The organism is uncultured Dialister sp. (genome assembly GCA_900314595.1).
Taxonomy (GTDB): Bacteria; Bacillota; Negativicutes; order Veillonellales; family Dialisteraceae; genus Dialister.
The window spans coordinates 1-6502 of sequence record OMVW01000064.1 but is presented as its reverse complement, the minus strand read 5'-3'; the positions used below and the strand labels follow the sequence as shown (position 1 = coordinate 6502).

Here is a 6502-nt window from a genome sequence, read left to right as displayed (position 1 = left end):
AGGATACACCCGTACCCATGCCGAACACGGTAGTTAAGCTCACAAACGCCGAAAGTACTTGGCTGGAAGCGGCCCGGGAGGATAGGAAGCTGCTGATTAGAAAAAGCATCTCGTTAGAGATGCTTTTTTCTTGTGTCAATTTGGATGCTGATGGATAGTGCAGGTTGTCCGGAAGCGTACGGGAGGAACAAGCTGCTGATTAAAAAATGCATCTCGTAAGAGATGCATTTTTTTGTGCTACAAATGGTATGCTGATGGGTAGTGCGGGTTTGGCAGTTACCGGGGATTGAGAAACATACGGTATTCGGGTCTTAGCCTCACCACGGCACGGCCCGGTATAGCCCATTCCGAGATTTCGGGGTGCGGGGTTCGGGGTTCGGGAAGGTGTTGCCGCTGATGCGGCAACGAATTTTATATGGGGGATGTGCACAGGCGGGGTGAGGGAATGGTCCGGTTTCATTTTGGGGAATCGTTATTTTCTACAATCTTTTTTTCTCCAAAGAGTGTCCGGAATCTTTCTTGTCCGGGATTGTAGTCCGGTGTGGTGATATCGTTTGTTTTTTCTCTGTAATTGGGAATATCGATTTCCATAAGGCTCATCATAAGGTGGATGATGAGGAGGGTGGGGGAAGTTATTTCAAGATTTTTCAACCGGTTTACTATTTCACCATCGTAGACTTCTGTTTTAAGGTCTGTGCCGATATTGTGGTTGAGCCAGATTTCCTTGTCCGCTTCAGAGGCAATGACTGATGTGGGCGTATCGTAGAGAGAGTATTTTTCCTGGTTGCTGAGCCAGATGGTATGAAATCCCGCCGTTTTTGCACATTCTATCAGGGAAGGCGCTTTTTCCAGTGGTATATGGTTATACTGATTTTTGGCCGTCAATGCATAGCTCAATGCCTGTACGGTCTGTACATGGCAGGAATAGGTATCGGTGTACAGGATGAAATGGGGATTTCCGGCTGCTTTTTCTAAATGAGGCGTGGTGGGGCGTTGATAGCCGTATGCGCTCATATGCTTTCTGTTTTCGGATTCTCCGATGACGAGCACGTGAATTCCATGAGGGGCGGCAGAAATTGTTTTCAATGTTTCTTCCATCTGCCGGCTTCGATGCTCTTTTTCTTTTTGAAATTGGAGGTAGCTTGTCTGGCAGTCTCTAGCCTGGAAATATATTTCTGTCAATAGATTATCCCGGGATACATAGATGAGATAAAAGCTCAAAATGAAAGCGGCAGAAAGGATCCATGCGCCGGCTTTTGAGATTAAAAGGGAAGGGAATTTTTTTGCATTTCCTGCTATATGGCCTGCATAGGTAAAGGTAAATATTAACAGGATGAATACGACCGGATGAAAATGGCTGATCCCGTATTCCATGGCTTCCTTGCCGTTTGTCTGCCAGATGGCGAGAAGTGCCGTATAAATGGGCCAGCTTCCGTTCATGAAGTAGTAGGACCAGACAAGAAATGGAAGTAATGGAAAGAGCAGGGCGTACAGAAAGACCGGATATTTCTTCCTGCCCCCTCTTTCAAGCAGTATCAGAAGTGCGGCCCACAGACCCCAAAGACCGGCAGAAAATCCCATAAAGGGCATGAAGGACAGGAAATGAAGAGGTTTATGAGACAGAGGGAAAATGCATAGAGCGCCGATGAGCCAGAGAAGGGGAAGAAAAAGGAGAAGGAAATATTTCTTCCCGGCCAGGCAGAAAAATCCGGAAATCAGAAGGGCGGAGATTTCCAGAGTAAAGAATTCCGTATCCGGCACGGCAAATCCGGCGAGGTGGTCCATATATAAATAGCTGCAGCCCAGGAAAAGGGCAAAAGAAAGGCAGAAAAGCGTTGCTTTCCTGAAAAGGACGTCATGTTTCATAGATTAAACCTTTCCTGTTTTTTAAAATTATAAAATGGGCGGGAGGAAAAGTAAAAACTTTTTTGACAGTTCCTTTATAATGAATAGAAAGGCTGCCTGTGACAGTCGTGAATTTGACCCGTTCTTATTGATGGAGATAAAGAGGATAACATGGACGAAAAACTGGAGAAGAAACTGGATGCTTTATTTGATTTTTTTCGTGAAATAGACAAGGAAAAGCTCATTACCCGGCAGACGTACCTTACCGGAGCGGTGCGGTTTGAGAATGATGCGGAACATGCCTGGCACATGGCGGTGATGACGCTGCTCCTTGCTCCTTACAGTAATGAAAAAATCGATGTACTGAAGACGGTTTCCATGCTTCTCATTCATGATCTGGTGGAAATTTATGCGGGCGACACCTATGCCTATGCAGGGGTTTCCAAAGAAGACCAGCATAAGAAGGAGGCAGAAAGTGCGGACAGGCTTTTCGGCATGATTCCGAAAGAAGGGGAAAAATTCCGCGCGCTCTGGGATGAATTTGAAAGGGCAGACACTCCGGAGTCCCGCTTTGCCCATACCATGGACAATATCCAGCCTATGATGCTGAACGATTATACCGGCGGCCGTGCCTGGAAAGAGCACGGGGTTCATCTTCATCAGATTATGAAGCGGAATGAACATACCGCTGAGGGTTCTGAGGTACTTTTTGAATATGCGCAGAAAAAGATTCTGGCTCCACATATCGGAAAAGAAATTATAGATGACTGAGTCAGGCTTTGGGATGATGGAAAAGGGGACTGACCTGTGACCTGGTCGCAGCCGAAACCGCCGATTTTTATGTGTATTTTATTGCAACGGGCAGAAATGTGTTAAAATATAGAAAAGTAATCGGTCAATTTAAAGGAGTGATAGAATGAATGACAACATACTGACGGAAGAGGGATTGAAAGCAGCGAAACAGACCATTGAGGTACTGAAGGGAACGGTGGAAGCGCTGCAGGTCAATCTGTCCCAGGAAAGAGATACCAATGAAGGACTTCAGCTGACCATAGAATCCATGCAGGAGGAAAATGGAAAGCTGCGGGAAAAGGTATTCCAGCTGGAAGCAGAGCTTCGGGAGCTGAAGGATGAACCGAAGGCGGAAGCTGCAGTACCGGAAACCGAGAAAGACGCAGAACTATTGGAAACGCTTGGCAGCAAGCTGGGGTATTATTACAAAGATCTGAAGCAGCTGGATGATAAAAATCTCACCGCCGAGGACGGAGAGACATTGTATAACATTCTGCAATATACATTTAAGACGTTGAAAAAAGCAGGAGTCAAACTGAATTAAATCTCTTCCGTTTGTTACGCCGGATGGAAAAGCCGCGGTGATGCCGCGGTTTTTCAGTTATCTTTTGAGTTTTGTCGTTTGTGCGTAATAGAACAGATACTGCTGAATGATGCCTGCATCCTTTCCAAAGGCAGGGAAGGGATTATTTCCGCAGTAACAGGTATCGATCACTCTCTGAATCCACACGTCCACAGGGGCAAGTCCTGTCCTGTGGTACCCGAAAAGGGCGGTGCAGTCTGCCACTTTGATGCCGACACCCGGCAGTTCCATAAGCTTTGAGACCAGTTCCTCATCGGGGAAATGGTCCATTTCTTTCAACAGGTGAGGATATTTCCTGATCAGACGGGTCGTTTCGTAAATATAGGGTGCCCGGTAGCCCAGGGAGCAGTCCCTGAGATCATCGGGGGATAAGGCAGAGAGCGCTTTCGGTGTGGGGAAGGTATAGAGACTTTCGAAAGGGGTTTCTATTTTTTGCCCTGCTTTTCTGCAGAGTTTTTCAACTGATGTGCGGATGGCAGGAATCGATTTTCTCTGGGAAATGATGAAAGTAATGAGCATTTCCCAGGGGTCCTGATTCAGGATCCGTATGCCCTTGCTGTAGTCTGCGGCTTTTGTGAGGAAAGTATCCCCGGTAGGAATTTTCCGCCTCAGGGCTTCGTAGTCAAAGAATAAATCGAAATATGGTTTCCATACATGGTTCCAGACATATTTCGAGCAGGATATTTCATAATGAATTCCCCTGTTTTGAGAAATATAAAGTACATGGCGGCCTGACATAAAGCGAAAGAGTCCCGGTTTGATTTCTACTGCCCGGAAACACTGGCCGCTGTTTATGATTTTTTGAAGGTCGAAATCATCGCGGATGAGTACGTTCATTGAGATTCCTTTTGCTGTATAATTGCGAACTATTTACAAAATATTTCCACAAATATGATACAATAAAATAATACAATTTTGAAAGAGGGATAGTATGAGCAAGCTTCTTCTGATTAATGATCTTCCCGGGTACGGTAAGGTGGCTCTTTCAGCCATGATGCCGGTCCTGACCCATATGGGCCATGAAATTTTCAATCTGCCCACGGCCCTGGTGTCAAATACCCTTGATTACGGGCGTTTTGAAATACTGGATACCACGGATTATATGAGGAATACCATCAGTGTATGGAAAGCGCTGGGGTTTTCTTTCGATGGTATTTCTACAGGCTTCATCACTTCCCCCATGCAGGCAGCCATGATTTCCAATTACTGCAGGAAGGAAAGGGAGAAGGGGACGAAAATCTTTATGGATCCCATTATGGGGGACGAAGGTCATCTGTATAACGGGCTGAACTCAAAAACGGTAGAAAGCATGAGGAAACTGATTTCCAATGCTGATTATATGGTCCCCAATTATACGGAAGCCTGCCTTTTGACGAATACTCCTTACCATCCTGAGGGAGTGGCCTGGTCTGATATGAAAAGGATACTCGGAAAGCTGTACATGATGAGCAAGGGGTCTGTGGCAGTCACTTCGGCAAAAGTGGACGGTAAAGATGCAGTGGCAGGCTATGATGAGGGAGAGCGGGAATTTTTCCTGCGGACCTTTGACCTCATTCCGGTCCGGTTCCCCGGGACCGGGGATATATTCTCCGCTATTTTTATGGGCAGTGTCATGAATGGCATGTCCATGATGGATTCGGTGGATAAAGCCATGATTGCAGTAAGGAAAATGATTGTCATGAGTCAGGACGCAAAAGATAATTTCAAAGGGATTCCCGTTGAAAAATGCCTGGAGGTGCTGGACTGATGCCGAGAAGACCGAAGATACGGATTACCTGCGTGGACAGGAAAGGGCCCTGCCCCTGCCATCGGGGCCATCGCTCTGGAGATTCCTGGGATTTTGACAGCGAACGGGGAAAGATCTGCCCCATGGCCATGCATGTGGCCTTCCCATATATAGACATCCTCCGCTATGGCGGGGAAATCCCCCAGCCGGGACAGGAAAAGGGGACGGCTCTCTTCTGCTGCCCGGATGTGGAGACGATCAATGTGTTCAGGATTGAAAGAATAGATAAGGACTTTGATTGAGTCACTGGCGATAATCGTTCTTCGTGAAGGTGTGCCGCTGGCGGCAAAAATTGATAGTATGAATGAGCAGGGATATATTTCCTTCTCTTTGATACAGGAATGGTGAAAAATGGAACAGATGAAATTTATCCGGAAACTGCCGGAACCGATGGAAGTAAAACGGGAAATTCCGCTGAAACCGGAATTTCAGAAGCTGAAGGCCGAAAGAGATCAGCAGATTGCAGATATTATGACAGGGAAGGATGACCGGCTGCTTCTCATTATAGGGCCCTGTTCGGCAGATAATGAACCGGCAGTCCTCGATTACTGCACCCGCCTTTCCCAGGTGGCAGAAGCCGTAAAGGACAGGATTTTCATTGTTCCCCGCGTGTACACCAATAAACCGAGAACCATTGGCAAAGGTTACAAGGGAATGCTTCATCAGCCGGACCCGGAGGGTAAGGAAAATATGATGGAAGGCATCAAGGCTATCCGCCGCATGCACGTCCATGTGATTGAAGAAACAGGTTTTACCTGCGCTGAGGAAATCCTGTATCCGGAGAATCATCGCTACCTCTCGGATCTTCTTTCCTATGGAGCTATCGGCGCCCGTTCCGTAGAAGACCAGCTGCACCGCATGATTGCAAGCGGCGCAGGTATTCCGGTGGGTATGAAGAATCCGACTTCCGGCGATCTTTCTGTCATGATGAATTCCATCGAAGCTGCCCAGAGTGAGCAGGATTTCCTCTTCCACGGATGGGAAGTCCATACTACGGGCAATCCTTATGCTCATGCCATCCTTCGCGGCTATGTGAACCATTTCGGTACGTCCATGCCGAACTACCATTATGAAAGCATTCAGAAGGTAGCAGAGATGTATGCGGAAAGAAATGTGAAAAATCCGGCAATCGTCGTAGACTGCAACCACAATAATTCGGGGAAGAAATATCTGGAACAGATCCGCATTGCCAAAGATGTCATGGCAAGCCGCAGCTATTCCAATGATATCAGGCATATCGTGAAAGGCCTCATGATTGAAAGTTATATCGAAGACGGTAACCAGAAAATCGGGGAAGGCATCTACGGTAAATCTATCACCGATCCCTGCCTGGGCTGGCCGAAGAGCCGGGACCTGATCATGGAACTGGCGGAGAAGGTGTGAGGTCAGCAGTTAGAAGCAATGTCATTAACTTAAGAAATTCATAAAATAGTTCAAGTACGCATCGAAAGGTGCGTGCTTTTTTGTGCAAAAAAGTCGAAAAAAATACGACAAAA

7 protein-coding genes and 1 rRNA gene (1 of these 8 cut by a window edge) are annotated in these 6502 nt (G+C 46.8%); 6 read left to right on the top strand and 2 right to left on the bottom strand.

Annotated features, from left to right (window positions below; translation table 11 throughout):
• Nucleotides 1-19: ribosomal RNA gene (locus QZN42_RS09785) — 23S ribosomal RNA — on the top strand (its annotated part extends 2674 nt beyond the left edge of the window); the annotation flags it as partial.
• Between the two features lie 437 nt (nt 20-456).
• On the opposite strand, the gene QZN42_RS09780 is transcribed toward QZN42_RS09785, so the two are convergent.
• Complete coding sequence (locus QZN42_RS09780) at nt 457-1866, bottom strand: sulfatase-like hydrolase/transferase (protein WP_296957178.1); 1410 nt, start codon at nt 1864-1866, stop codon at nt 457-459.
• 150 nt (nt 1867-2016) lie between these two features.
• On the opposite strand from QZN42_RS09780, the gene QZN42_RS09775 reads away from it, so the two are divergent.
• Nucleotides 2017-2616, top strand: a complete 600-nt coding sequence (locus QZN42_RS09775; protein WP_296957172.1) for an HD domain-containing protein — start codon at nt 2017-2019, stop codon at nt 2614-2616.
• 145 nt (nt 2617-2761) lie between these two features.
• Nucleotides 2762-3181, top strand: coding sequence for a hypothetical protein (locus QZN42_RS09770; protein WP_296957169.1), 420 nt, complete (start codon nt 2762-2764; stop codon nt 3179-3181).
• Nucleotides 3182-3238: 57 nt separating this feature from the next.
• Here the strand turns inward: QZN42_RS09770 and QZN42_RS09765 are convergent, their stop codons facing one another.
• Nucleotides 3239-4057 (bottom strand): DNA-3-methyladenine glycosylase, encoded by an 819-nt coding sequence (locus QZN42_RS09765; RefSeq protein WP_296957167.1) that lies wholly within the window; start codon nt 4055-4057, stop codon nt 3239-3241.
• 94 nt (nt 4058-4151) lie between these two features.
• Here QZN42_RS09765 and QZN42_RS09760 point away from each other — a divergent pair, with 94 nt between their 5' ends.
• From QZN42_RS09760 to QZN42_RS09750, 3 genes are all read left to right on the top strand, one after another.
• A complete protein-coding gene (locus QZN42_RS09760; RefSeq protein WP_296957164.1) occupies nt 4152-4967 on the top strand; it encodes a pyridoxamine kinase in 816 nt (271 codons plus the stop codon).
• Nucleotides 4967-5248 carry a TIGR04076 family protein gene (locus tag QZN42_RS09755; protein WP_296957161.1) on the top strand — a complete coding sequence of 94 codons (282 nt, stop codon included), beginning with the start codon at nt 4967-4969 and terminating at the stop codon, nt 5246-5248. Before QZN42_RS09760 ends, QZN42_RS09755 begins: the two co-directional genes overlap by 1 nt.
• A 109-nt stretch (nt 5249-5357) precedes the next feature.
• Nucleotides 5358-6389 (top strand): 3-deoxy-7-phosphoheptulonate synthase, encoded by a 1032-nt coding sequence (locus QZN42_RS09750; RefSeq protein ID WP_296957158.1) that lies wholly within the window; start codon nt 5358-5360, stop codon nt 6387-6389.
• Nucleotides 6390-6502 lie beyond the last annotated feature (113 nt).